Origin of the sequence: Pseudomonas sp. TYF_14, from assembly GCF_043105275.1 — a bacterium.
Classification (GTDB): Bacteria; Pseudomonadota; Gammaproteobacteria; order Pseudomonadales; family Pseudomonadaceae; genus Aquipseudomonas; species Aquipseudomonas alloputida.
On record NZ_JBICLK010000086.1, the window covers coordinates 78,192 to 100,324 of the forward strand.

Genomic DNA, 22,133 nt, shown 5'->3' on the forward strand with positions numbered 1-22,133 from the left:
GCCGCCTTACCGTACCAGGCAAGGCCGTTTGTTATCGAAGCTCCAACCCGGAATCAGGAACTGCATCGCCACGCTGTCATCCCGCGCACCCAGCCCCATGTTGCGGTAGCACTCATGGGCCTTGGCCAGCTGGTCTTCGTCCAGTTCCACGCCCAGGCCCGGCCGCGCCGGTACCCGCACATGCCCATCGACAACGCGCAGCGGATCACGCGTCAGCCGCTGGCCATCCTGCCAGATCCAGTGCGTATCGATCGCAGTGATATCCCCCGGCGCAGCAGCCGCCACCTGGGTGAACATCGCCAGCGAAATGTCGAAGTGGTTGTTCGAGTGCGACCCCCACGTCAGGCCCCAGTCGTTGCACATCTGCGCCACCCGTACCGAACCCTGCAAGGTCCAGAAGTGCGGGTCGGCCAGCGGAATGTCCACCGACTGTAACTGAATGGCATGGCCCATCTGTCGCCAGTCGGTAGCGATCATGTTGGTCGCGGTGGGCAGCCCGGTGGCGCGGCGGAACTCGGCCATCACCTCGCGGCCCGAGTAACCGTTCTCGGCGCCGCACGGGTCTTCGGCGTAGGCCAGCACATCGTGCTTGTCACGGCACAGGGCGATGGCCTCCTTCAGCGACCACGCGCCATTGGGGTCGAGCGTGATGCGCGCTTCGGGGAAGCGTTCGGCCAGCGCTGTCACAGCCTCCATCTCTTCTTCACCGCGCAGCACGCCGCCCTTGAGCTTGAAGTCGCTGAAGCCATAGCGCGCCTTAGCGGCCTCGGCCAGCCGCACCACTGCTTCCGGGGTCAGGGCCTTTTCATGGCGCAGGCGGAACCAGTCGTCATCGCTGTCGGCTTCGTTGCGGTAGGCCAGGTCGGTCTGCTGACGGTCGCCGATGTAGAACAGATAGCCGAGCATCTTCACCGCATCGCGTTGCTGCCCCTCGCCCAACAATGCTGCCATCGGCACGTTCAGGTGTTGGCCGAGCAGGTCGAGCAACGCCGACTCGATGGCCGTCACCGCATGCACGGTGATGCGCAGGTCGAAGGTCTGCAGGCCGCGGCCCGCCGAGTCGCGGTTGGCGAAGGTCTGGCGCATGGCATTGAGCACGCGCTGGTAATGGCCGATCGGCTGGCCGACCACCAGGCTGCGGGCGTCCTCCAGGGTCTGGCGAATCTTCTCGCCGCCGGGCACTTCGCCCAGGCCGGTATTGCCGGCGCTGTCGCGCAGCACCACCACGTTGCGGGTGAAGAACGGACCATGGGCGCCACTGAGGTTGAGCAGCATGCTGTCATGGCCGGCCACGGGGACCACGCGCAGGTCGGCGACCACCGGGGTGCTGGTGTGAAGGGTCTGCATATTCATGAGGGTTGTCTCGCAGTCATCAGTGGGTCTGGCCCAGGGCCGAAGGGGCCATGAGGTCATCGGAAGGGGCGCCCTTGGGGCGAGTGCGTACGAAGAAGATGGCAATCGCCGCCAGCACCGAGGTCACCGCCAGGCCGTACAGCCCGCCCTGGATCGAACCGGTCTGCTGCTCCAGCAAGCCGAAGGTGGTGGGGGCAACGAAACCGCCGAGGTTGCCGACCGAGTTGATCAGGGCAATCACCGCCGCAGCGATGCGGGCGTCCAGGTAGCCCTGGGGGATCGGCCAGAACAGTGACGACGCTGACTTGAAGCCGATCGCGGCGAAGCACACGGCGACGAAGGCGAACACCGGCCCACCCGTGGTGGACATGAACATGCCCGTGGCAGCAACCAGCAGGGCGCCTGCCACCCAGGCCTGCTGGAACTTCCAGCGCGCGGAACCGGCGGCGAAGGCGTACATGGCCAGGATCGAGATCAGCCAAGGGATCGAGTTGAAGAAACCGACTTGCATGTCACTGAGGTCGCCCATGCGCTTGATGATGCTGGGCAGCCAGAAGGTGGCGGCATAGATGGTCAGCTGGATGCAGAAGTAGATCAGGCAGAACAGCACGATCTGGCGGTCCTTGAGCAGGCTCCAGGCCGACGGCCTGACCGCGCCGATGGCCTCACGCGCTTGCTGCTCGCGGTCGATGGTGGCGACTAGCGCGTCCTGCTCGGCCTTGCTCAGCCACTTGGCGTCCTGCGGCTTCGAGTCGAGCCAGAAGAACACAAAGAAGCACAGCGCCACCGAGGCCATGCCTTCAATGAACAGCATCCACTGCCAGCCATGCAGGCCCAGGCCCTGGATCTGCATCAACGCCCCGGCCAGCGGCCCGGAAATCAACGAAGCCAGCGCCGAGCCACTGAGGAAGATGGCAATCGCCTTGCCGCGTTCTGCCGCCGGCAGCCAGCGGGTGAAGTAGTAGATCACTCCAGGAAAGAAGCCTGCTTCGGCAACACCGAGCAGAAAACGCAGCACGTAGAACTGGGTTTCGTTCTGCACGAAGGCCATGGCCGTGGCCACCAGCCCCCAGGTGAACATGATACGGGTCAGCCACAGCCGGGCACCGACCTTTTGCAGCAGCATGTTCGAAGGGACTTCGAACAGCGCGTAACCGATGAAGAACAGCCCGGCACCAAAGCCATAGGCCGCAGCGCTGATGCCCAGGTCGCTTTCCAGGTGCGGGCGGACGAAGCCAATGTTGACGCGGTCGAGGTAGTTGACGATGAACATGATGACGAACAGCGGCAGGACGTGGCGCTTGACCTTGGCCACGGCACTGGCCAACGCGTCGCCTTCATGCCGGGCAGACGGAGCGAGGGTGTCGTTCACTTGCGGATCTCCCACTAATTGTTTTTGTGCGGGTCGGGTTGTCTGACATGGCAGTGGGGAGGAGCTTATTCGCAGCGAGGTTGTACGACAAGATCATTAACGTCGGCAAAATAGCAAAATACAAGCTGCCATAATGCCAATTTGATCCTAACGCGCAAAAACAGCTCAACTACATGCTGAATTGGATGCGCGAAAAATCGGCAAAAAATATTTCTATCGATTAACTTGTCGTACAAGCCAATCAAGAACCGGATCACACATGGAACCCGAACACGCGCGCAAACGCGGCCACAGCCGTGCCCACGACCTGGTTTCCAGCCTGACCCAGCAGATTTTGCTGGGCACCTTCAAACCAGGCGACAAACTGCCTTCGGAAAACACCTTGGTGCGCGAGCACGGGGTCAGCCGCACGGTGGTTCGCGAAGCCTTGTCGAAGCTGCAGGCCTCTGGGCTGGTGGAGCCGCGCCACGGGATCGGTACGTTCGTGATGGAACGCCAGGCCCAGGCCGGCCTGCGCGTTGCGGCGGAGAGCGCGGCGAATGTGCGCGATCTGCTGGAGCTGCGTATTGGCCTTGAGGGCCAGGCTGCCGCGCTGGCCGCACTGCGTCGTGATGAGGGGCAACTGGCGCGCATGCGCCAGGCGCTGGATGACTATCAGGACCTGGCCGCTGCCGGCGACAGCTGCATCGAAGCCGACCGGCGCTTTCACCTGCTGATTGCCGAGGCCACCGGCAATCTGTATTTCACCGAGATGCTGCTGCAACTGGGTAACGGCCTGATCCCGCGCAACCGCATGGCCCTGGCCGAGCGCGCGGGGGCCAAGCTGGCGCGGCAAGCGTACCTGGCCAACCTGGAGCATGAGGCGATCCTCAATGCCATTCGCCGACAAGACCCGGATGCCGCGCGGGCGGCAGTGTGCCTGCACCTGTCCAACAGCCGCGACCGGCTACTGCCGGACTGACTGTCAGGCAGTGTAAGACGAGTATATTGGCGTGCAGGGTGGGCCGTTACATCCAGCTACCCTGCCCTCACTTCACCAGGTCAGGCAGATCTTGCCGAAATGCCGGTTGCTCTCCTGGTAACGGAACGCCTCGACGATCTGTTCCAGCTCGAAATGCTTGTCCACCACCGGCCGCAGGCCGTTGGCGTCGATCGCCCGCACCATCGCCTGCTGCTGCGCTCGGCTGCCAACCAGCACCCCTTGCAGCCGAATCTGCCGCACCAGCGCCTGCACCAGCGGCAACTGCCCGGCCACCCCGGTAAGGATGCCGATCAGCGAAACATGCCCGCCAATGCGCGCAGCAATCATCGACTGCTCCAGTGTCGCCGGGCCGCCCACTTCAATCACATGATCGACACCGCGGTTGCCTGTCAGCTCGCGCACCTTCTCACCCCAGGCCGGGGTGCTCTTGTAGTTGATCAGGTGGTCGGCACCCAGGGCCTTCAGGCGCTCCAGCTTGGCATCGCTGGACGAGGTGGCGATCACGGTCGCGCCCGCCAGCTTGGCGAACTGCAGGGCGAAAATCGACACACCGCCGGTACCTTGCACCAGCACCGTGTCGCCGGGCTTGAGGTGATCATCGCTCATCAGCGCCCGCCAGGCGGTAAGGCCGGCGGTGGTCAGGGTGGCAGCCTCGGCATGGCTGAAACCCTGGGGTGCCAGGGTGAAGGCGGTGGCGCGGGCAGTCACCTGTTCACGGGCGTAGCCATCGATGCCGTCGCCGGGCACCCGGGCAAAGCCCTCGACGTTGGCCTGGCCATCGAGCCAGTCGGGGAAGAAGGTGCTGACCACATTGTCGCCGACCTGGAACTCAGTGACGCCAGCCCCCACCGCAACCACCTCGCCGGCGCCATCGGCCATGGGGATGCGCCGCTCGCTCGGGCCCCACATGCCGCTGACCACGGCAAAATCGTGGTAGTTGAGGGAACTGGCGTGCAGGCGCACGGTAATCTCGCCGGCCTGGGGGGCCTGGGCCTCGCAGGTGCCGACCTCGACCTTGTCGTAGCCGCCGCCGGGTTGTACGTAGATGGCCTTGCTGCTCATGGGTGGGTCTCCGTATCAGAGCAAAGAATGGGGTTGAGCATAGACAGATCCGGCCCTTTCGCGGGCACGCCCGCTCCCACAGGGGCACCAAAGGACCCGAGACTTGCGCAATACCTGTGGGAGCGGGCATGCCCGCGAAGAGGCCCGCATTGCCAACACAAGCGTCAGCCCAGCATCACCTTCAGCGCCCGGCAATCCGCCGCATGCCAATCCACCAGCTCTGGCCAGGGGTTGTCCGGCAGGTTCACCAGCACCGTGCGCGCCCCCGCCGCCCGCCCACAGTCCAGGTCAAAGCGGTAATCCCCCACCATCACCAGTTCGCTCGGCGTCACGCCCCAGGCGCTGGCAATCTTCAGCAGCCCATCCGGGCTCGGCTTGGGCGCAGCCTCGTCACGCCCGAGAATGTGTTCCACCGGGAAGCAGTCCGCCAGGCCGATGGCCTCCAGCGTTACATGCGCCAGCTCACGCGCATTGCGGGTCAGAATACCCAGCCGGCACCCGCGCCCGGCCAACTCGCGCACCAGCTCCACCGCCCCGGTGGCCGCCGTGGAGGCCGTTGCCAGGTCCCTTTCGTGCGCCAGCAACCAGGCATGCTTGGCCGCCGCTTCCTCTGCCGGCAAGGCCGCTAGGTGGGTGAGGATGTCGTGTTCGGCCGGGATGTCCAGCGCCACCCGAATGGCGGCGAAGTCGTGCACGGCCACGGTCAGGGTGCCGTCCATGTCGAACACCCAGTTGCGCACCTCGCCCAGGCTCATGCCCAGTCCTTGCGATAGCGAATCAGGCCTTCCTGGGCCGACGACGCCACCAGTTGCCCGGCCTGGTTGAAGATGCTGCCGCGGCTGAAACCACGAGAATTGCCCGCCCAGGGGCTGTCGGTGGCGTACAGCAGCCACTCGTCGGCGCGCAGGTTGCCGTGAAACCACAGCGAATGGTCGAGGCTGGCGATCTGCATGTCGCGCTGCCACACCGATTTGCCATGGGGCAGCAACGCCGTGGTCAGCAGGCCGAAGTCCGAGGCGTAGGCCAGCATGTACTTGTGCAGGGCAGGCACGTCAGGCAGGTTGCCGTCGGCGCGGAACCAGGCGTACTTCACCGGGTCGCCCGGCTTGGGGTTGAACGGGTCGCGCTCGGTGACCGGGCGGATCTCAATCGGCTTGGCACACAGCACCTTGTCGCGAATGCGCTCGGGCAACTGGTCGGCCATGGCGCGGGCCAGCTCCACCTCGGTGGGCAGGTTTTCCGGGCCGACCACCTCAGGCATTTGCGCCTGGTGCTCGAACCCTTCCTCGTCGTACTGGAACGATGCACTGCAGGTGAAGATGGTCTGGCCCTTCTGGATCGCCGTCACCCGTCGTGTACTGAAGCTGCCGCCATCGCGCACGCGGTCTACCGAGTACACCACTGGAAGGCTGGCATCGCCCGGGCGCAGGAAGTAGCCGTGCAACGAATGCACATGGCGCGCGTCCTCCACTGTCTGGCTGGCAGCCGACAACGACTGGCCCAGCACTTGGCCACCGTAAAGCTGGCGGAAGCCCAGGTCCTGGCTACGTCCACGGAACAGGTTCTCCTCGATGGATTCGAGGCTCAACAGGTCGACCAGGTCGTCCAACACATGACTCATCGGCGGTTCTCCGTAGGAGCGAGCCTAGCTCGCGATGCGCCGCCCGAGCGGCGCTCGATTTCACAGGCGCTGAACGTGTTACGGGCAAGCGCCTTCCAAGTAGGCAAATGATACAGCGTTTGTCATTCGCGCCGGGCATGGCCGTGCATTCAGGCGCGCAGGGTGCGCTCCCAGTGTGCGCGGTCGATGCGGTACAGCACGTGCGGGCGCAGCGGGTGGCCCTCGGCCAGGCGGGGGTGTTCGAAGCTGCCGTTCAGGTCCTGCTGCATGCCGATGGCTTGCATCACCTTCTGCGACGGCAGGTTGCTCTCGCTAGTGAACGACACCACTTCTTCCAGGCGCAATTGGGCGAAAGCACAACGCAGGCAGGTCCACGCCGCCTCGCTGGCAAAGCCCAGGCCCCAGTGGCGACGTGCCAGACGCCAGCCGATTTCCACCGCCGGGGCAAAAGGCGCGTCGAAGTTGACATTGAGCAACCCGGTCATGCCGATGAACGCGCCACTGTCCTTGCGCTCCAGGGCCCACAAACCAAAACCGTACTCATTGAAATGCCCACGCACGCGGCCGATCAACGCAGCCGCCTCAACGCGCGTCAGCGGCGCCGGAAAGTAGCGCATCACCTGTGGGTCGGCGCACAGTGCGGCGAACTCGCGCAAGTCATCGTCATGCCATTGGCGCAGCACCAGCCGTGCGCTTTCCAGTTCGAGGATGGGGGTCATCGGGCCTGCTCCGGTTTACCGCCTTGCAGTTTACAGCGTAGGCGCGGGCGCAGGTTTCACCCAGCCGGCAGCCGCCAAATGCAATTTTCACACGCCCTTCACCGGCCCCCGACAGGCCGCTTGGCAGGATGCCGCCATCCACCACCGCGCCAGCCGCGGCACTGCCAACGGAGCAACGCATGCTATCTAGCAACACCCTGGGGCACCCCGCCATTCATGCCCGGCGCAAGCGACGCCTGACTCGCAAAGCCGTCGGAACCGCCCTGGGCCTGTGCATGGTCGTGGCGGCGTTGACCACCTGGCTGGCGACGAGGACGCATATCGTGGACCTTGGCAACGAGCAACAACTGAGTGACAGCGGCCTGCTGCAGGACTGGGCCGACGGTGCGGTGATCGTGATGATCCGCCACGCCGAACGCTGCGACAGCGCCCCCGGCCCCTGCCTGGACGACCCCACGGGGATCACCCTGAGCGGCAGCCAGGCCGCTGCCCGCGTTGGCCAAGGGCTGCACCAGCTGGGCCTGAACAAAGCCGACCTGCTCAGCAGCCCGAAACTGCGCACCCGGCAAACCGCGCACTTCATACTGGGTCAGGCGGTGGCCAGCGAGGACTGGCTCGAAAGCTGCGACAGCCAGTTCGCCAACGAAGCGCTTGCACACAAACGCGCGGGCTACAACCTGGTGCTGGTGACTCACAACGGCTGCATCGACCACTTTGCCCGCCAGCAGCACGTTGCTGGCGGCGAACGTCAAAGCAACTATGCCAGCGCCCTGTTCGTATCGGTGGATGGCAATGGCAAGGCACGTATCCTGGGGCGCTTGAACGAACCGGACTGGCAACGCGTATTGGCCAGCACAGGAAAATAGCCTCTGTGGGAGCGGTACCGGCGCAAGAAACAGGTACTCCCATTGCAGTCACCCGTCATGGCAAGATCAGCACTGGCCCTGATTGCGACCCCATCCATGCCGTTGCCGCTGATCTACCACGAAGATTACAGCCCGGAGTTCCCCGCTGAACACCGCTTCCCGATGGACAAGTTCCGCCTGCTGCACGACCACCTGGTCGGCAGCGGGCTGACCACCGACCAGGCCCTGCTGCGCCCGGAGATCTGCCCCAACGACATCCTCGCCCTGGCCCATGACCGCAGCTACATCGAGCGCTACATGAACGGCGAGCTGTCGCGCGAGGACCAGCGCCGCCTCGGCCTGCCCTGGAGCGAGGCCCTGGCCCGGCGTACCGTGCGCGCTGTCGGTGGCTCACTGCTGACTGCCGAGATGGCGCTGCAGCACGGCATCGCCTGCCACCTCGCCGGTGGCACCCACCACGCCCATTACGACCACCCCGCCGGCTTCTGCATTTTCAACGACCTGGCGGTCATCAGCCGCTACCTGCTGGAAGCAGGCCGGGTACACCGGGTGCTGATCTTCGACTGCGACGTGCACCAGGGTGACGGCACCGCGCGCATCCTGCACGACACGCCCGAGGCCATCACCGTGTCGCTGCACTGCGAGCAGAACTTCCCCGCCCGCAAGGCACAAAGCGACTGGGACATCCCCCTGCCCCGAGGCATGGGCGACACTGCCTACCTGAAGGTGGTGGACGACGCCCTCAACTACCTGTTGCCGCTTTATCAACCCGACCTGGTGCTGTATGACGCCGGTGTCGACGTGCACAAGGACGACGCCCTGGGCTACCTGCAACTGACCGACGCAGGCGTTGCCGCCCGTGACGAAGCCGTGCTGCGCCACTGCCTGGGCCGCGACATCCCGGTGATGGGCGTGATCGGCGGAGGCTACAGCAAGGACCGCACAGCCTTGGCCAGACGCCACGGCATCCTTCACCACAGCGCGGCACGTGTCATAGGTTGTTCACAATGACTGTGGAACCGCTTGTGGATAACCTGCGCGAAAGGCGCTGTAGCCCTTTACTGGCAAGGCCTGCATAACACTGGCTATTTTTTGATCAGTGCTTCCATGGGCAGCGCTGCGGTAGAATGCGCCTCTTTTCCACAGCCTGCTGCCCACCATGCCCGATCTGACCCCCGCATCCCCTCCCCCCGCTGTCGTCATCGGTGGCGGCCCCGCCGGCCTGATGGCTGCCGAAGCACTGGCCAAGGCAGGCCTGGCGGTCGAGGTGTTCGATGCCATGCCTTCAGTGGGCCGCAAGTTCCTGCTGGCGGGCGTCGGCGGCATGAACATCACCCATTCCGAGCCCTACCCGGCGTTCGTGGCACGCTATGCCGAACGCCAAGGCGAAATCGGGGCCCTGCTACGCGACTTCGATGCTGACGCGCTGCGCCAGTGGATTCATGGTTTGGGCATCGAAACCTTCGTCGGCACCTCCGGCCGGGTGTTCCCCACCGACATGAAAGCCGCACCGTTGCTGCGTGCCTGGCTCAAGCGCCTGCGCGACAACGGGGTAGTTATCCACACCCGCCATCGCTGGTTGGGCTGGAACACCGATGGCAGCTTGCGCATTGCTTATCCACAGGGCGAGCGTCAGGTGAAAGCCTCGGTCGTGGTGCTGGCGCTGGGTGGTGCCAGCTGGGCGCGCCTGGGTTCTGACGGCAGCTGGCAACCGCTGCTGGCAGAACGGGCTGTGGATATCTCGCCTTTGCAGCCGAGCAACTGCGGTTTTGAAGTAGCGGGCTGGAGCGCGCTACTCAAGGACAAGTTCGCGGGCGCACCGCTGAAGAACATCGCCCTCAGCGTCCCGGGCAGCGCACCGCGCAAGGGCGAGTTCATTCTCACCGCTCAAGGCGTGGAAGGCAGCCTGGTGTATGCCTGGTCGGCACCGGTCCGCGAGGCCATCCACCGTGAAGGCCGCGGGGTGCTGTTGCTGGATCTGCTGCCGGACAAGCCTGTGGACAAGATTGCCCAGGCGCTGGCCAAACCCCGCGGTTCACGCTCCATGGCCAAGCACCTGCAGAGCCAGCTGGGGATTGATGGGGTCAAGGCGGCGCTGCTGCGCGAGCTGACCGATCAGGCGACCTTTGCCGACGTTGATGCGTTGGCTCGGGCCATCAAGGCATTGCCCATCACCCTGGTACGCACACGGCCGCTGGATGAAGCGATCAGCAGCGCCGGCGGAGTACGCTTCGAGGGCCTGGATGAGGGGTTGATGGTCAAGGGCATACCGGGGGTGTTCTGTGCCGGCGAAATGCTGGACTGGGAGGCGCCGACCGGGGGCTATCTGCTGACAGCATGCTTTGCCAGCGGCTTGCGCGCCGGACGGGCAGCGGCGGATTGGGTGCGGGCTTCCTGACAGATTGCCGGGCTCATGCGGGAGCGGCCTTGCGTCGCGAAAGGGCCGCAAAGCGGCCCCAAAACCTCAAGGCTTGCGCTTGCGCGGCCCACCATTGAAGCTCGGCACCTTGCGTACAGCCTTCACCGCCGGTTCCGCACTGCCGGCTTCAGTGCTGTCCATCCAACGCCCCAGCCCGCGCTTGGCGCTGTTTTCTTTCGGTTTCTTGGGCTTCTTCGGTTTCTTGATAACCTGCCCACTGGCATCGGTCATCGGCACCCGGTGCTCGGGGATGAAATCCGGCTCTTCATGACGCGGCAGGGTCTGCCGGGTCAGCACCTCGATAGCCGCCAGCAGTTGCACTTCATCCGCACACACCAGCGAAATCGCCTCGCCCTTGTTGCCCGCCCGCCCGGTACGCCCGATGCGGTGCACGTAGTCTTCGGCAACGATCGGCAGGTCGAGGTTGACGACCAGCGGCAAGTCATCGATATCCAGGCCGCGGGCCGCCACATCGGTCGCCACCAGCACTTGCACCTCACGGGCCTTGAAGCTGTCCAGCGCACGCTGGCGGGTCGCCTGTGGGCGATCACCGTGGATGCCGTCGGCATTCACGCCTTCGGCCAGCAAGCGCTCCACCAGCTGATCGACGCCATTGCGGGTCTTGGCGAACACCAGCACCTGCTTCCAGCGCTGCTTGCGCAGCAGGTGGCAGAACAGGTCGGCCTTGCGCTTCTTGTCCACAGGCACCAGCCACTGCTTGACGCTGGTGGCCGTGGCGTTGCGCGGGCTCACTTCGATACTGAGCGGGTCATTCAGCGCCAGCCCCGCCAGCATGCGAATCTGATCAGAGAAAGTGGCGGAAAACAGCAGCGTCTGGCGCTTGCGCGGCAGTGCCGCGTACACCGACTGCAGCTCTTCGGCAAAGCCCAGGTCAAGCATGCGGTCGGCTTCATCCAGCACCAGGGTCTGCACCTGGTTGAACTTCACGGCGTTCTGCCGGAACAGGTCGAGCAAGCGGCCAGGGGTAGCCACCAGCAGGTCGACACCCCGGCGCAGGCGCATCATCTGTGGATTGATACTGACCCCGCCATACACCGCGTAAGTAGTCAGCGGCAGGTTCTCGGCGTATTCGCGCACGTTGTTGTGCACCTGCTCGGCCAGCTCGCGAGTGGGTACCAGCACCAAGGCGCGGATCGAGTTGCTGGCCACCTTCTCGCCCTCCAGCGCCAGGCGCTGCAGCACAGGCAGGGCAAAGCCTGCGGTCTTGCCGGTACCGGTCTGGGCTGCGGCCATCAGGTCGCGGCCGGCCAGCACGGCGGGGATGGCTTTGGCCTGCACCGGGGTCGGGGTGGTGTAGTCCAGTTGCTGCAGCGTGCGCAGCAGCGGTTCGATCAGGCCGAGTTTGGCGAAATTCATGGCAATACCGTCAGGGGGTTCAGCGAAGGCGGCAAGTTTACCGCATCGCCCCTGCCTACTTGCAGATTTCACCTTTCAACGGTTGTACAGGTTCAGGCGCCTTGCGCCACTGCGGCAGGCCGATCAGCACCACCGCGCCGATGATCACTGCCATCGCCACACACTCTTCAGCGCCAATCTGCTCACCGGCAAAGACGATACCCAGCAGCACCGCCACCGCCGGGTTGACGTAGGCGTAGCTGGTGGCCGCTGCCGGGCGCACGTGCTTGAGCAGGTACATGTAGGCACTGAACGCCAGGATCGAGCCGAAGAACACCAGGTAGGCCAGCGCCCCCCAGCCAGCGGCGGTCGGCAGCTGTGTCATGCGTTCGCCCGATAGCACACTGCCCAGCAACAGCACCGCACCCCCGACCAGCATTTCCGCTGCGCTGGCCATCGGCCCCTGGGGCAGCGGCAAGGTCTTGCTCCACACCGAGCCAAACGCCCAGGACGCCGCCGCGAAGATGATCAGCGCTGCACCTATCGGGCTTGCCTGCAGGTTGGAGCCCAGGTTCAGCAGGCCGATGCCCACCAGCCCAAGGGCTATCCCCGCCCACTCCAGCTTCGAATTGCGGTGCCCGAACAACAGGCCGAACAGCAAGGTGAACAGCGGCACCGTCGCCACCGCCAAAGCCGCCACGCCCGAAGCCACGCCGGCATGCTCGGCCACGGTCACCCCGCCGTTGCCACAGCTGAGCAACAAGAAACCGATCGCCCCTGCCGCCCGCCATTGTGGCCAGGTAGGGGCCGGCACGCCGCGCCAACGCAGGAAGCCGTACAGCAGGCCACCGGCGATCAGGAAGCGCACACCGGCCATGAGCATCGGAGGCCAGCTCTCGACGCCGATGCGAATGAACAGGTAAGTAGAACCCCAGACCAGATACAGGGCCAGGAAGGCGCCAATCAGCAGCAGCGGGAAACGACGGGAGGCAGGCATGGGGGAAACTCGAAATCCGTTTACGGGTGCCTCAGTTTAACGGCCTGTCTGGGTGAAGGGACGTTACAGAACGGGTTCAATTGAGCGGCACAATTCTGGTGCGTTCGACGTAGGCGACCCTCCCCCCGACGTTCACTGGCTAATCCCTGCAGTACTTGGCCAGCGCTTCGCGCAGCTTCGCAGCCGGGGTTTTCTGCAGCCGGCAAAGCAGCTCGTGCGACAGTTGCTGAACCCCGTGGTCCTGGCGCAATACACCCGCCAGATACTGCAGCAGGTTGGCGGCCATTTCGGCATCGGCCATGGCCCGGTGCGCGGTCCCCGTGTCCGGCAACCCAGCCCAGCGTGTCAAAGTGCCCAGCTTGTGGTTCGGCGCGGCGGGCAGCAGGCGCCGTGACAGCAACAGGGAACACGCGAAGGGCTGGCTGCGGCTGCGGCCAATACGGCTAAGCTCGTAGTCCCAGAACTTCTGGTCGAAAGCAGCGTTGTGCGCCAACAATGGGGTGCCACCGACGAACTCGGCCACCTCGTTCATCACTTTCTCCACCGGCGGCGCACTGCGCAGCATGGCGGTGGTAATGCCGGTCAGCCCTGCGACGAAGGCCGGCACCGGCACGCCAGCGTTCATCAGGCTCTGGTAGCGCTCGACAATGCGCCCACCCTCAAGCATTACCACCGCCACCTCGGTGGCACGGCAGCCGGTACCGGGGGAAATGCCGGTGGTTTCAAAGTCGATGACAGCGATACGTTCCATGAAAAGACCTTAGTGTTTGAGCAACAGCGCGCCTTCGATGGGCACGTAGCGGGTGGCAGCACGGATCAGTGACAACGCCGTCAGCCCCGGCACGCCATACACCACCGCTTCGGTGCCATGGCGCTGGATTACCCGCTCCAGCAGCAAGTCGAAATCACCGTCGCCGGAGGCCAGCACCACCTGGTCGACCCGGCTGGCCGCGTCGATCACATCCAGGGTAATGCCCACATCCCAGTCACCTTTGGCCGAGCCATCACTGCGCTGGATGAACGGTTTGAGGCGCACATCGAAACCGAGGTTGCGCAAGATCTGCTGGAACTGCTGCTGTTTGCTGTCGCCACGGTCGATGGCATAGGCCACGGCCTCGACGATCTGGCCTTCGCGGCTGACATCGGCCCACAGGGCGGTGTAGTTGAAATGGCAGCCGTGGGCCTGGCGCACGGTGTAATAGAGGTTCTGCACATCGGCGAACAGCGCGATCTTTTTCACCTGGGAACCTCATTTTTGGCCTGGGGTGCCGGGGGGCTGCTGCGCAGCCCTTCGCGGGCACGCCCGCTCCCACAGGTATCGCACGTACACCTGTGGGAGCGGGCGTGCCCGCGAAGGGGCGCAAAGCGCCCCCGGAAATGCCAGCAGTATGCCAGACCTGTCAGACGTAAGAATCGTCGTCCGAGAAGAACCCGCCGTCATCGCTGCCAAAACCACCGTCGGCGTATCCACCCTGGTCACTGCCCCAGCCACCGTTGTCAGCCACTTGCTGCTGCCCGCCCTGGTCGTTCCAGCCGCCACTGTCGCTGGCTGGCGCCGGCTCTTCCTTGATGACCTCGACCACTTCTTCCGGTTGCGAGTTGTGGTTGAACAGGCTGCTGATACCCTGCGCCAGCAGCACACCACCGGCCACACCGGCGGCGGTCTGCATGGCCCCGCCAAGGAAGCTGCTGGCCCCACTGCGCGCAGGCGCGGCGCCATAGCCAGGCTGCGGCGCCTGAGGCTGGGCGAAACCAGGTGCCGACGGCTCGCGCCAGCCACCACCGGACGCTACAGGGGGCGCCGAAGGACGCTGTGGCTGCACCGCCGGGGCTGCGTTGCGCCCACCCGAACCAAAGATGCTGGACAAGAAGCCACCCCCGCCATTGCTCGGCGCACTGCTGGCGGCTTGTGCCGCCTGAGCCTGGGCACGGGCCTGCTGCAGCTCGGCTTGCAGCTGCTTGTTCTGTTCGTCGAGGCGCTTGATCGCGGCCTCCTGTACCAAAATCGCCTGGGCCATGTAGTAAGGCGCCGCCGGTTGCTGACGCACGTGCTGCTCGATGCACGCCTGGGCTTGCGCGTCACGCGGCTGGCTTGGGTCTTCGGCTTGCTTGAGGCGGCCGAACAGGCCGTCGATCAGGGTTTGTTCTTCAGTGTTCATGGGGCGACCTCGTGGGGTAGCGGGACATCGGACAGCGTCAAAGATGGGGCGTACAGGCGCGGGATTCAATCACTGCTGCGGTGAAACTTTTTTCAGCAAGTGACAGCTCCAGGCCCGCTTTGGGCTAAAGTTAGGCCCCTGTTTTTACTGCCATGCGATGTTGACTGATGAATCCGCTGAGCGTTCTGCGCGACTCCCTGTACTTCTTCCGCCGTCACCTGCCAAACATCCTCCAGCTGTGCCTGCCGTTGGTGGTGGTGGAAGCCCTGCTCACCCAATTGCTGGACCGGCAGCTGGGCGACCAGGCATCACCGGCCTACGGCATGCTGGTCAGCCTGTTGTTCTACCCGCTGTACAGCGCAGCCCTGATCCTGTACCTGGACACACGCAGCAACGGCCAGGAAATCGCCAAGCGCGACCTGTTCGCCCGCGCCCTTCAACTGTGGCCGCAACTGGCCCTGCTGATCCTGATCAGCTCGCTACTGATCATGGCCGGCCTGGCGCTGTTCATCTTCCCGGGGGTGTGGATCATGATCAACCTGGTGTTCGCCGAGTACCTGCTGGTGCTGCGCGGCCGGCCGGTGGTGCAGGCGATGCGCGAAAGCGCAAGCATGACCACCGGGCATTTCATGCGCATCATGATCTGCGTGTTAGGCGTGCTGGCACCGATATGGCTGATCGACGGGCTGCTGTTGATGGCCTTCCCCGAGCCATCACCCGGGATGGAACTGGCCATGGACAGCCTCAGCGGCTTCCTGCAGCTGTTCAGCACCGTGGTGCTGTACCGCCTGTTCATGTTGCTGGAAGGTGAAGCCAGCACCTGAGGCCACCGGGGAATGTTTTCGATCTGCCGGCTGCCCAGCCTTGGCGCCAGAGTGCACACCCTCAACGCCATTCAAGGAGTGCACCATGAACGAAACCATCAAGGCAGGGTACGCCCGGTCATTTCGCGGCCAACTGTACATGCGCGCCGTCGACCGAGACATCCCGCTGCGCCTCAGCCGCAGTACAGACAAATTCGGCTGGGGCATTAGCCCCGAGGATGACTGGTTGCAGGCGGGAGGTAGGCAGGAGTCGCCGGTGATGGACTTTCATTACCACTCGCGGACCAACGATCGCCTGCACTACCGCATCAGCATGCCAGGGCGCCCGGAGACCAAGAAGCTAGGATTCAGCCGCAATGGCTATCTGGGCTTCTACTGGCATGCAGACGTTAGCGAATACTGGAAAATCGAGCCGCTGGCGCTGACAGATGAAGGACTTGTCTGCCATCTGCGCGACCAGCGGGGCTACAGGGTCGGCGCCCTCACGGATACGCCGCACAGGAGTGGGGAGTGGGTAGCCTGGCTCAACGTCGAGGAAGGCGAAGTGATCACGTTCCTATTGAGGCAGGCAGATCGAGCTTCACTGGCCGGGGCAATACGATGAATGGCACGACCACTGACACGTCGTGGCCAGCGCATGATTTTTTCGGCCTGCCGCACTCGGTGGTGTGCATCAGCTCCCTCTCGGCTTGGCCCTGGCGGTAGCCTCGGCCACCAGAGGGTCGTCCGGCCAGTAGTGCTTCGGATATCGCCCTTTCAGGTCTTTCTTCACCTCGGCATAGGTCGTGCGCCAGAAACTGGCCAGGTCCTGGGTCACCTGCACCGGCCGACGCGCCGGTGACAGCAGGTGCAGCTTGACCTGCTGCCGGCCATTGGCGATGCGCGGGGTGTCGGCAAGGCCGAACAGTTCTTGCAGACGCACGGCAAGAATCGGCGGGGTTTCGCTGTAATCCAGGCGGATGTTCGAGCCGGACGGCACGGCCAAATGCGCCGGGGCCTGTTCTTCCAGGCGTTGCGGCAGCGGCCAGGGCAGCAGGTTGCGCAGCATCGACGGCAAGTCCAGCGCGGCAAAGTGGCTGAGGCGCGATACTTTGCTCAGGTAAGGCTGTAACCAGTCTTCCAGGCTGGCCAGCAGGGCTTCGTCCCCCAGGTCAGGCCATTCGCTGTGGCCATCCTTCTGCAGGTCGAGCTGACGCAGCAGCGCCACACGTGCCTGCCATTGCCGCAGTTCCGGCGTCCAGGTCAGCAGGTTCAAACCTTTGCGCCGGACCAGGCCAAGCAGCGCCCGGGTCCTGGCTTCATCATCCAGCCCAGGCAGCGGCTCGCGGCTGAGGACCAGTTCGCCAACCTTCACCTGACGCTCGGCGCGCAACACCTGCTCGCGCTCGTCCCAATCGAGGATATCGACCCGCTCGACCTGCTCGGCCAGTACCCCCTCAAGCAACGCCGGATCGAATTCGGCTGCCAGATAGATCCGCTCCTCACGCTGCCCCTGGCGGCTACCCAGGTCGGCGATCACCAGCCATGGGCACTTCATCAATGCATCGACTTCGCCAAACAGGGCCGCACGGCCGTTGGCCAGCCGATACTCCGCCCCACCCGCCCGGCGCTGCTGGGCGACCCGGTCAGGGTAGGCCAGCGCCAGCAGGGCGCCCAGCCAGCGTGGGTGGTCCGGGTCGGCGACCGGCGCACCGACCTTGCCACGCAACAGGCCACGGTATTGCCGGGCCAGCTGACGAGCACGCTGCACACCACCCTGGCCGCCACGCGCTGCCTTGCTCTCACCGCTGACCAGCGCAAGCCGGCTGTGCAAGTCGGCACCACCGCCACGCTGGATGTCCCGCTCCCCCAGCAGTGCAGCCACATCGCAGGCCATCTGTGCCAGGCCCAGATCCTGACCCCGCAGCAACAAGTGCGCGATGCGTGGGTGAGCCGGCAGTTCGGCCATGGCCTGGCCATGTTCGCTGAGGGTGTCGCGGCTGCCCGGCCGGAAGGCGCTGAGTCGCGCCAACAGGTCCTGTGCCTGGGCGTACGCTGCAACTGGCGGCTGGTCGAGCCAGCGCAACTGCTCGGGGGTTACACCCCAGCGCGCCAACTGCAGGGCCAGCCCGGCCAGGTCGGCCTGGAGAATCTCGGCACTGCCATGGGCGGCCAGCTGGTCATGCTGGGCCTCGGACCAAAGGCGGTAGCACACGCCGGGTTCCAGGCGGCCAGCACGCCCAGCGCGCTGGGTGGCACTGGCGCGGGAAATGCGCTGGGTGTCCAGGCGGGTCATGCCGCTGCCGGGGTCGAAGCGCGGCACTCGGGCCAGGCCTGCGTCGATCACCACGCGCACGCCATCGATGGTCAGGCTGGTTTCGGCGATGTTGGTGGCCAGCACCACCTTGCGCAGGCCCTTGGCCGGCGGGTCGATAGCGGCGCGCTGGGCATTGAGGTCGAGCTCGCCATGCAGCGGGCACAGCAGAATCTCGGGTCGCGCCCCCAGGGCGTCCTGAAGGCTTTGGTGAACCCGGCGGATCTCGGCTTGCCCAGGCAGGAACACCAGCACGCTGCCGGCCTGGTCAGCCAGCGCATGCAGCACGCTGTCCACCACCCGTGGCTCGATGAATTCGCCTGGCTGAAACGGCCGCCCCCAGCGGATATCCACCGGATGCATGCGGCCTTCGCTGCTGACCACCGGGGCATCGTCCAGCAACCGCGACAGGCGTTCGCCTTCCAGGGTCGCGGACATCAGCAGAATCTTCAGTGGCGGGTCGTCACGCAGCAACTCGCGGCCGTTAAGGCTCAGCGCAAGTGCGAGATCGGCATCCAGGCTGCGCTCGTGAAATTCGTCGAAGATCAGCAGGCCCACACCTTCCAGCGCCGGGTCGGCTTGCAGGCGGCGTGTGAGGATGCCTTCGGTCACCACTTCAATACGGGTTTTCGGGCCGACCTTGCTGTCCAGACGGATGCGGTAACCCACCGTTTCCCCAACCTGCTCACCCAGCTCACTGGCCAGCCGTTCGGCCGCTGCCCGCGCAGCCAGGCGCCGTGGCTCGAGCATGAGGATGCTCTGCCCGGCCAGCCACGGTTCGTGCAGCAGCGCCAGTGGCACGCGGGTGGTCTTGCCAGCGCCAGGCGGCGCTTCAAGCACCACTTCGTCACGGTTTTCCAGAGCCTGGCGCAGGGCGGGCAAGGCAGCATCAATGGGTAATGAAATCATGGTGGTCCTCGAGCAGTCTCGCGAGTATAACGGCGAACCCAGCCTGCTCTATCATGGTCTTAACATCAGGTGCAGGCGCTTCGCTTGTCCTGCTGAACACCTTCTCGGAGATTTACATGCGCATCTCGACCCGCGTCATCGGTGGCGCCCTCATCGCCACCCTGCTGACTCAACTGACGGCCTGCGGCACCATTTTCTACCCGGACCGGCGCGGCCAGATCGGCGGCAAGATCGACCCTGTGGTTGCTGCAATGGATGCCATCGGTATCCTGTTCTACGTGATCCCGGGGCTCATTGCCTTCGGCATCGACTTTGCCACCGGCGCCATTTACTACCCAGGTGGCCGCACTGCCCAGGTTGACCCGGCCAAACTGCAGGAAGCCGTCAGCCCCGATGGCAAGGTCGACAACCTGAAGTTGCAGGCCATTCTGGAAAGCGAACTGGGCCAGCGCCTGCCGCTGAACGACCCACGGCTGATCCAGCACCGCGGCAGCATCGAACAACTGGCCAGCCTGGGCCTGGTCCCGGCAGCCTGAGCCACAAGGACACTGACCACGGATGATCACTACCCCGGCTGAACACCAGCGCCTGCTCCGCCTTGCCACGCGCGCATCACTGGCGGTGGCCGGCATCCTGGTGCTGAGCAAGGCGCTGGCCTGGTGGCTGAGCGGGTCGGTGAGCCTGCTGGCCGGGCTGACCGACTCGGCACTGGACGCCGTGGCCTCGTTCCTCAACCTGCTGGCGGTGCACTACGCCCTGCGCCCGGCCGACGACGATCACCGGTTCGGCCATGGCAAGGCCGAGGCCTTGGCCGGTATGGCTCAGGCGCTGTTCATCGGTGGCAGTGCGGTGCTGATCGGTGTACAGGCGGTCGAGCGCTTGTACACCCCGCAACCGCTGGGTGATACCTCCATCGGTATCGCGGTGATGCTGCTGTCGCTGGTGCTGACGGTCGCCCTGCTGGCGCTGCAGTACAAGGTCATCCGGCTCACCGGCTCCACTGCGGTACGGGCAGATTCCCTGCACTACCGTTCTGACTTGTTGCTCAACGGCAGCATTCTGCTGGCCCTGTTGCTGACGCGTTTTGGCTGGCCGCAGCTGGATGCGCTGTTCGGCCTGGGCATCGCCTTTTACATCCTCTGGAGCGCGTTGCAGATTGCCCGCGAAAGTACGGCCATCCTGATGGACAAGGCCTTACCCGGCGATGTTGGCGAGGACATGACCGCGCTGGTGCTGGCCGTTGCAGGCGTGAAAGGCGTGCATGACCTGCGCACGCGCGTGTCGGGCAACCAGTGGTTTGTGCAACTGCACCTGGAACTGCCGGGGCAACTGCCGCTGCATGAAGCGCATAGCTTGTGCGTGGAGGCCTCGCGGGTGATCCGCCAGCGTTACCCACAGGCAGACGTGATGGTGCACGCCGACCCGGTATGAGGTAATTAATCCCTACCCCTGCAGGGTTCAGTTGATGCTGTAACCCCGACCACTGAAGCAAGCCCCCAGCGCCCGCTGGTAGTGGCTGAGCACAGTGGCCGCCGGTGCGTACGTCGCCGTCGCCGGGTCGAAGCCCGACTGGCTCACCGCCCAGCGATGGCACTGGTAGCGGTCCTGCTCCTGCTGTTCCTGACCCTGGCCATACATCGGATAAGCCACCACGTCATACCCGCCATTTGCCGGGGCCACCGGCACGGGCGACGGCACGCCGACCGGCGGGTTGACCACCACATATTCCTGGCTGTCTGCCAGGTACTGGTAATAGGTATCGGCCACCAGAAAGAACAGCGCACCACCCAACCACACTTCCCGCGCGTAAGGCGGCAGATAACTGACCCGCACGCCGTACGGCGGGGTCACCACGATGTAACGGCCCCCGTGCGGGCGGTACCAGTAACCCCCGGAGTAGAAATAGTCAGCGCCCCGGTAGGGTACTTTCCAGTAGCGGTCAGGAAAATGATCCACCGTGTGCCCTGGGCGATACTGCGGCCCAGGCCCCCAGCCATTGCCATGGCCATCCGGGCGCCCCTGCCAGTCGCCACCGGGCCGTTGCCCCGGGCCACCGGTTTGCCAGTGGTGATCATCACCGTGGCGGCGGGGGATGTCCTGGTAATACCCCTGGCGCGGCGGTTGGGTCTGGCGCACTTCGTCGCGCGAGTTGAGCGAGCGCCCCGGTCCACTCTCACCTTGCACCTGCTGGCCACGTTCACCGTGCCCCTCGCCGGGCCCTTCAGCCAAGGCCCCAAGGCTGATGCTCAAACCCAGTAAACCAACACCTGCCAACTGCCAGATGCGCGACGTCATGGTGTTCCTCTCGGTAGAAAAAACTGCAACCAACGCCAGTCTACCGTGCCCACCACACAGGCCAATTAAAATTCCCGACATGAAAAAAGGGAGACCACAGGGCCTCCCTTCAGGAATTGTCGTCCGTGCTCGGCACTTGTGGCGCCGGCTCACCTCACACCGTCTTCTGGAGGGTGTGTAGCCCGGGGGCCTGCAGATCCTGTTGGATGGCCGGCCGCGACCGCCCGCCTAGGGCGCGTCGCCGTGGACTGATGTCCGGGCAGTGATTCTGGTGATAAAGATACCGGACGGGTTGCGACAGAGGATTGCGAAGATTGCTCAGATAAATAGCACTTGCGCAATTTTTCACCCTGGATTGATAATTCGCAGCAATCCGAACAGAAAAGGCAAATGCCATGAGCAAACTTGACCGCTACGACCTGAGCATCCTCGCCGAATTGCAGCGCGATGCGCGCATTTCCAACCAGGAACTGGCCGAACGCATCGGCCTGTCGCCATCGCCATGCTCGCGTCGGGTCAAGCAACTGGAGGACGACGGCTATATCTCGCGCCAGGTGGCCCTGCTCGACCGCAAGAAGCTGGGCCTGAGCCTGACCGCCTATGTGTTGATAGGTATGGACCGCCACACCCCGGAGCGCTTTGAAACATTCGAGGCCGCCATCCGCAACCTGCCACAGGTGCTCGAGTGCAGCCTGGTCACCGGCATGGATGCCGACTATCAGTTGAAAGTGGTGGTGCCGGACATGGACCACTACCAGAAACTGCTTCTAGGCAGCCTGACCCGTATCGAAGGCGTCACCAGCGTGCGCTCGAGCTTCGTGCTCAACCAGGTGTTGGCCAGCACCGAGCTGCCATTGACCCACCTGCGTTAATTGCTTGCCCAGCCGACGTATAATCGGACGCTCA

22 protein-coding genes are annotated in these 22,133 nt (G+C 64.6%); 9 read left to right on the forward strand and 13 right to left on the reverse strand.

All coding sequences use genetic code 11. The features are described from left to right. Positions 1 to 6: 6 nt before the first annotated feature. Together gudD and ACF8O8_RS23065 are read right to left on the reverse strand one after the other, a co-directional pair. Entirely contained in the window at positions 7 to 1,353 is a 1,347-nt protein-coding gene (gene gudD, locus ACF8O8_RS23060) for a glucarate dehydratase (RefSeq protein WP_392510545.1), read from the reverse strand. A 19-nt stretch (positions 1,354 to 1,372) separates the two neighbouring features. Beyond that, complete coding sequence (locus ACF8O8_RS23065; protein WP_392510546.1) at positions 1,373 to 2,725, reverse strand: MFS transporter; 1,353 nt, start codon at positions 2,723 to 2,725, stop codon at positions 1,373 to 1,375. Positions 2,726 to 2,984: 259 nt separating this feature from the next. Here ACF8O8_RS23065 and ACF8O8_RS23070 point away from each other — a divergent pair, with 259 nt between their 5' ends. Beyond that, positions 2,985 to 3,686: a FadR/GntR family transcriptional regulator gene (locus ACF8O8_RS23070; RefSeq protein ID WP_003249857.1), complete on the forward strand. Its 702-nt coding sequence runs from the start codon at positions 2,985 to 2,987 to the stop codon at positions 3,684 to 3,686. Between the two features lie 72 nt (positions 3,687 to 3,758). Here ACF8O8_RS23070 and ACF8O8_RS23075 read toward each other — a convergent pair whose 3' ends face one another. The 4 genes from ACF8O8_RS23075 to ACF8O8_RS23090 all read right to left on the reverse strand — a co-directional run bounded on the left by ACF8O8_RS23075 (position 3,759) and on the right by ACF8O8_RS23090 (position 7,109). Further along, entirely contained in the window at positions 3,759 to 4,769 is a 1,011-nt protein-coding gene (locus ACF8O8_RS23075; RefSeq protein WP_010955388.1) for an NAD(P)-dependent alcohol dehydrogenase, read from the reverse strand. Positions 4,770 to 4,933: 164 nt separating this feature from the next. After that, positions 4,934 to 5,524, reverse strand: coding sequence for an HAD family hydrolase (locus tag ACF8O8_RS23080; RefSeq protein WP_392510547.1), 591 nt, complete (start codon positions 5,522 to 5,524; stop codon positions 4,934 to 4,936). Next, positions 5,521 to 6,390, reverse strand: a complete 870-nt coding sequence (tesB, locus tag ACF8O8_RS23085) for an acyl-CoA thioesterase II (RefSeq protein WP_392510548.1) — start codon at positions 6,388 to 6,390, stop codon at positions 5,521 to 5,523. Before tesB ends, ACF8O8_RS23080 begins: the two co-directional genes overlap by 4 nt. A gap of 149 nt (positions 6,391 to 6,539) precedes the next feature. Beyond that, entirely contained in the window at positions 6,540 to 7,109 is a 570-nt protein-coding gene (locus tag ACF8O8_RS23090) for a GNAT family N-acetyltransferase (protein WP_086977129.1), read from the reverse strand. A 179-nt stretch (positions 7,110 to 7,288) separates the two neighbouring features. Here ACF8O8_RS23090 and ACF8O8_RS23095 point away from each other — a divergent pair, with 179 nt between their 5' ends. The 3 genes from ACF8O8_RS23095 (at position 7,289) to ACF8O8_RS23105 (ending at position 10,373) form a co-directional block, all read left to right on the forward strand. Then, positions 7,289 to 7,975 carry a histidine phosphatase family protein gene (locus ACF8O8_RS23095; protein ID WP_392510549.1) on the forward strand — a complete coding sequence of 229 codons (687 nt, stop codon included), beginning with the start codon at positions 7,289 to 7,291 and terminating at the stop codon, positions 7,973 to 7,975. A gap of 96 nt (positions 7,976 to 8,071) precedes the next feature. Beyond that, on the forward strand, positions 8,072 to 8,986 hold the full coding sequence (locus ACF8O8_RS23100; RefSeq protein WP_350298803.1) for a histone deacetylase: 915 nt from the start codon (positions 8,072 to 8,074) through the stop codon (positions 8,984 to 8,986). A 148-nt stretch (positions 8,987 to 9,134) separates the two neighbouring features. Further along, complete coding sequence (locus tag ACF8O8_RS23105) at positions 9,135 to 10,373, forward strand: TIGR03862 family flavoprotein (RefSeq protein ID WP_392510550.1); 1,239 nt, start codon at positions 9,135 to 9,137, stop codon at positions 10,371 to 10,373. A 66-nt stretch (positions 10,374 to 10,439) separates the two neighbouring features. Here the strand turns inward: ACF8O8_RS23105 and ACF8O8_RS23110 are convergent, their stop codons facing one another. The 5 genes from ACF8O8_RS23110 to ACF8O8_RS23130 all read right to left on the reverse strand — a co-directional run bounded on the left by ACF8O8_RS23110 (position 10,440) and on the right by ACF8O8_RS23130 (position 14,906). Further along, the gene (locus ACF8O8_RS23110) at positions 10,440 to 11,771 is read right to left on the reverse strand and encodes a DEAD/DEAH box helicase (protein ID WP_350298540.1); all 1,332 of its coding nucleotides are present in this window, start codon (positions 11,769 to 11,771) and stop codon (positions 10,440 to 10,442) included. 55 nt (positions 11,772 to 11,826) lie between these two features. Beyond that, positions 11,827 to 12,747 (reverse strand): drug/metabolite exporter YedA, encoded by a 921-nt coding sequence (gene yedA, locus ACF8O8_RS23115; RefSeq protein ID WP_004576856.1) that lies wholly within the window; start codon positions 12,745 to 12,747, stop codon positions 11,827 to 11,829. Between the two features lie 139 nt (positions 12,748 to 12,886). Then, the gene (locus ACF8O8_RS23120; protein ID WP_392510551.1) at positions 12,887 to 13,498 is read right to left on the reverse strand and encodes a PolC-type DNA polymerase III; all 612 of its coding nucleotides are present in this window, start codon (positions 13,496 to 13,498) and stop codon (positions 12,887 to 12,889) included. A 9-nt stretch (positions 13,499 to 13,507) separates the two neighbouring features. Beyond that, a complete protein-coding gene (locus ACF8O8_RS23125; RefSeq protein WP_004576858.1) occupies positions 13,508 to 13,987 on the reverse strand; it encodes an NYN domain-containing protein in 480 nt (159 codons plus the stop codon). A gap of 160 nt (positions 13,988 to 14,147) precedes the next feature. Further along, positions 14,148 to 14,906 (reverse strand): DUF2076 domain-containing protein, encoded by a 759-nt coding sequence (locus ACF8O8_RS23130; RefSeq protein ID WP_104962605.1) that lies wholly within the window; start codon positions 14,904 to 14,906, stop codon positions 14,148 to 14,150. Positions 14,907 to 15,073: 167 nt separating this feature from the next. On the opposite strand from ACF8O8_RS23130, the gene ACF8O8_RS23135 reads away from it, so the two are divergent. Together ACF8O8_RS23135 and ACF8O8_RS23140 are read left to right on the forward strand one after the other, a co-directional pair. Next, positions 15,074 to 15,730 carry a YciC family protein gene (locus tag ACF8O8_RS23135; RefSeq protein WP_010955396.1) on the forward strand — a complete coding sequence of 219 codons (657 nt, stop codon included), beginning with the start codon at positions 15,074 to 15,076 and terminating at the stop codon, positions 15,728 to 15,730. 85 nt (positions 15,731 to 15,815) lie between these two features. Next, positions 15,816 to 16,334 (forward strand): hypothetical protein, encoded by a 519-nt coding sequence (locus ACF8O8_RS23140; protein ID WP_392510552.1) that lies wholly within the window; start codon positions 15,816 to 15,818, stop codon positions 16,332 to 16,334. Between the two features lie 69 nt (positions 16,335 to 16,403). Here ACF8O8_RS23140 and hrpB read toward each other — a convergent pair whose 3' ends face one another. Further along, positions 16,404 to 18,932, reverse strand: a complete 2,529-nt coding sequence (hrpB, locus tag ACF8O8_RS23145; RefSeq protein WP_392510553.1) for an ATP-dependent helicase HrpB — start codon at positions 18,930 to 18,932, stop codon at positions 16,404 to 16,406. A gap of 116 nt (positions 18,933 to 19,048) precedes the next feature. Here hrpB and ACF8O8_RS23150 point away from each other — a divergent pair, with 116 nt between their 5' ends. After that, entirely contained in the window at positions 19,049 to 19,468 is a 420-nt protein-coding gene (locus ACF8O8_RS23150; protein ID WP_014592516.1) for a hypothetical protein, read from the forward strand. A gap of 22 nt (positions 19,469 to 19,490) precedes the next feature. Then, a complete protein-coding gene (locus ACF8O8_RS23155) occupies positions 19,491 to 20,363 on the forward strand; it encodes a cation diffusion facilitator family transporter (RefSeq protein WP_010955399.1) in 873 nt (290 codons plus the stop codon). Positions 20,364 to 20,390: 27 nt separating this feature from the next. Here ACF8O8_RS23155 and ACF8O8_RS23160 read toward each other — a convergent pair whose 3' ends face one another. Then, a complete protein-coding gene (locus ACF8O8_RS23160) occupies positions 20,391 to 21,227 on the reverse strand; it encodes a DUF6515 family protein (protein ID WP_392510554.1) in 837 nt (278 codons plus the stop codon). Positions 21,228 to 21,622: 395 nt separating this feature from the next. Here ACF8O8_RS23160 and ACF8O8_RS23165 point away from each other — a divergent pair, with 395 nt between their 5' ends. Beyond that, on the forward strand, positions 21,623 to 22,099 hold the full coding sequence (locus ACF8O8_RS23165; RefSeq protein WP_003249795.1) for an Lrp/AsnC family transcriptional regulator: 477 nt from the start codon (positions 21,623 to 21,625) through the stop codon (positions 22,097 to 22,099). The last annotated feature ends 34 nt before the right edge of the window (positions 22,100 to 22,133 follow it).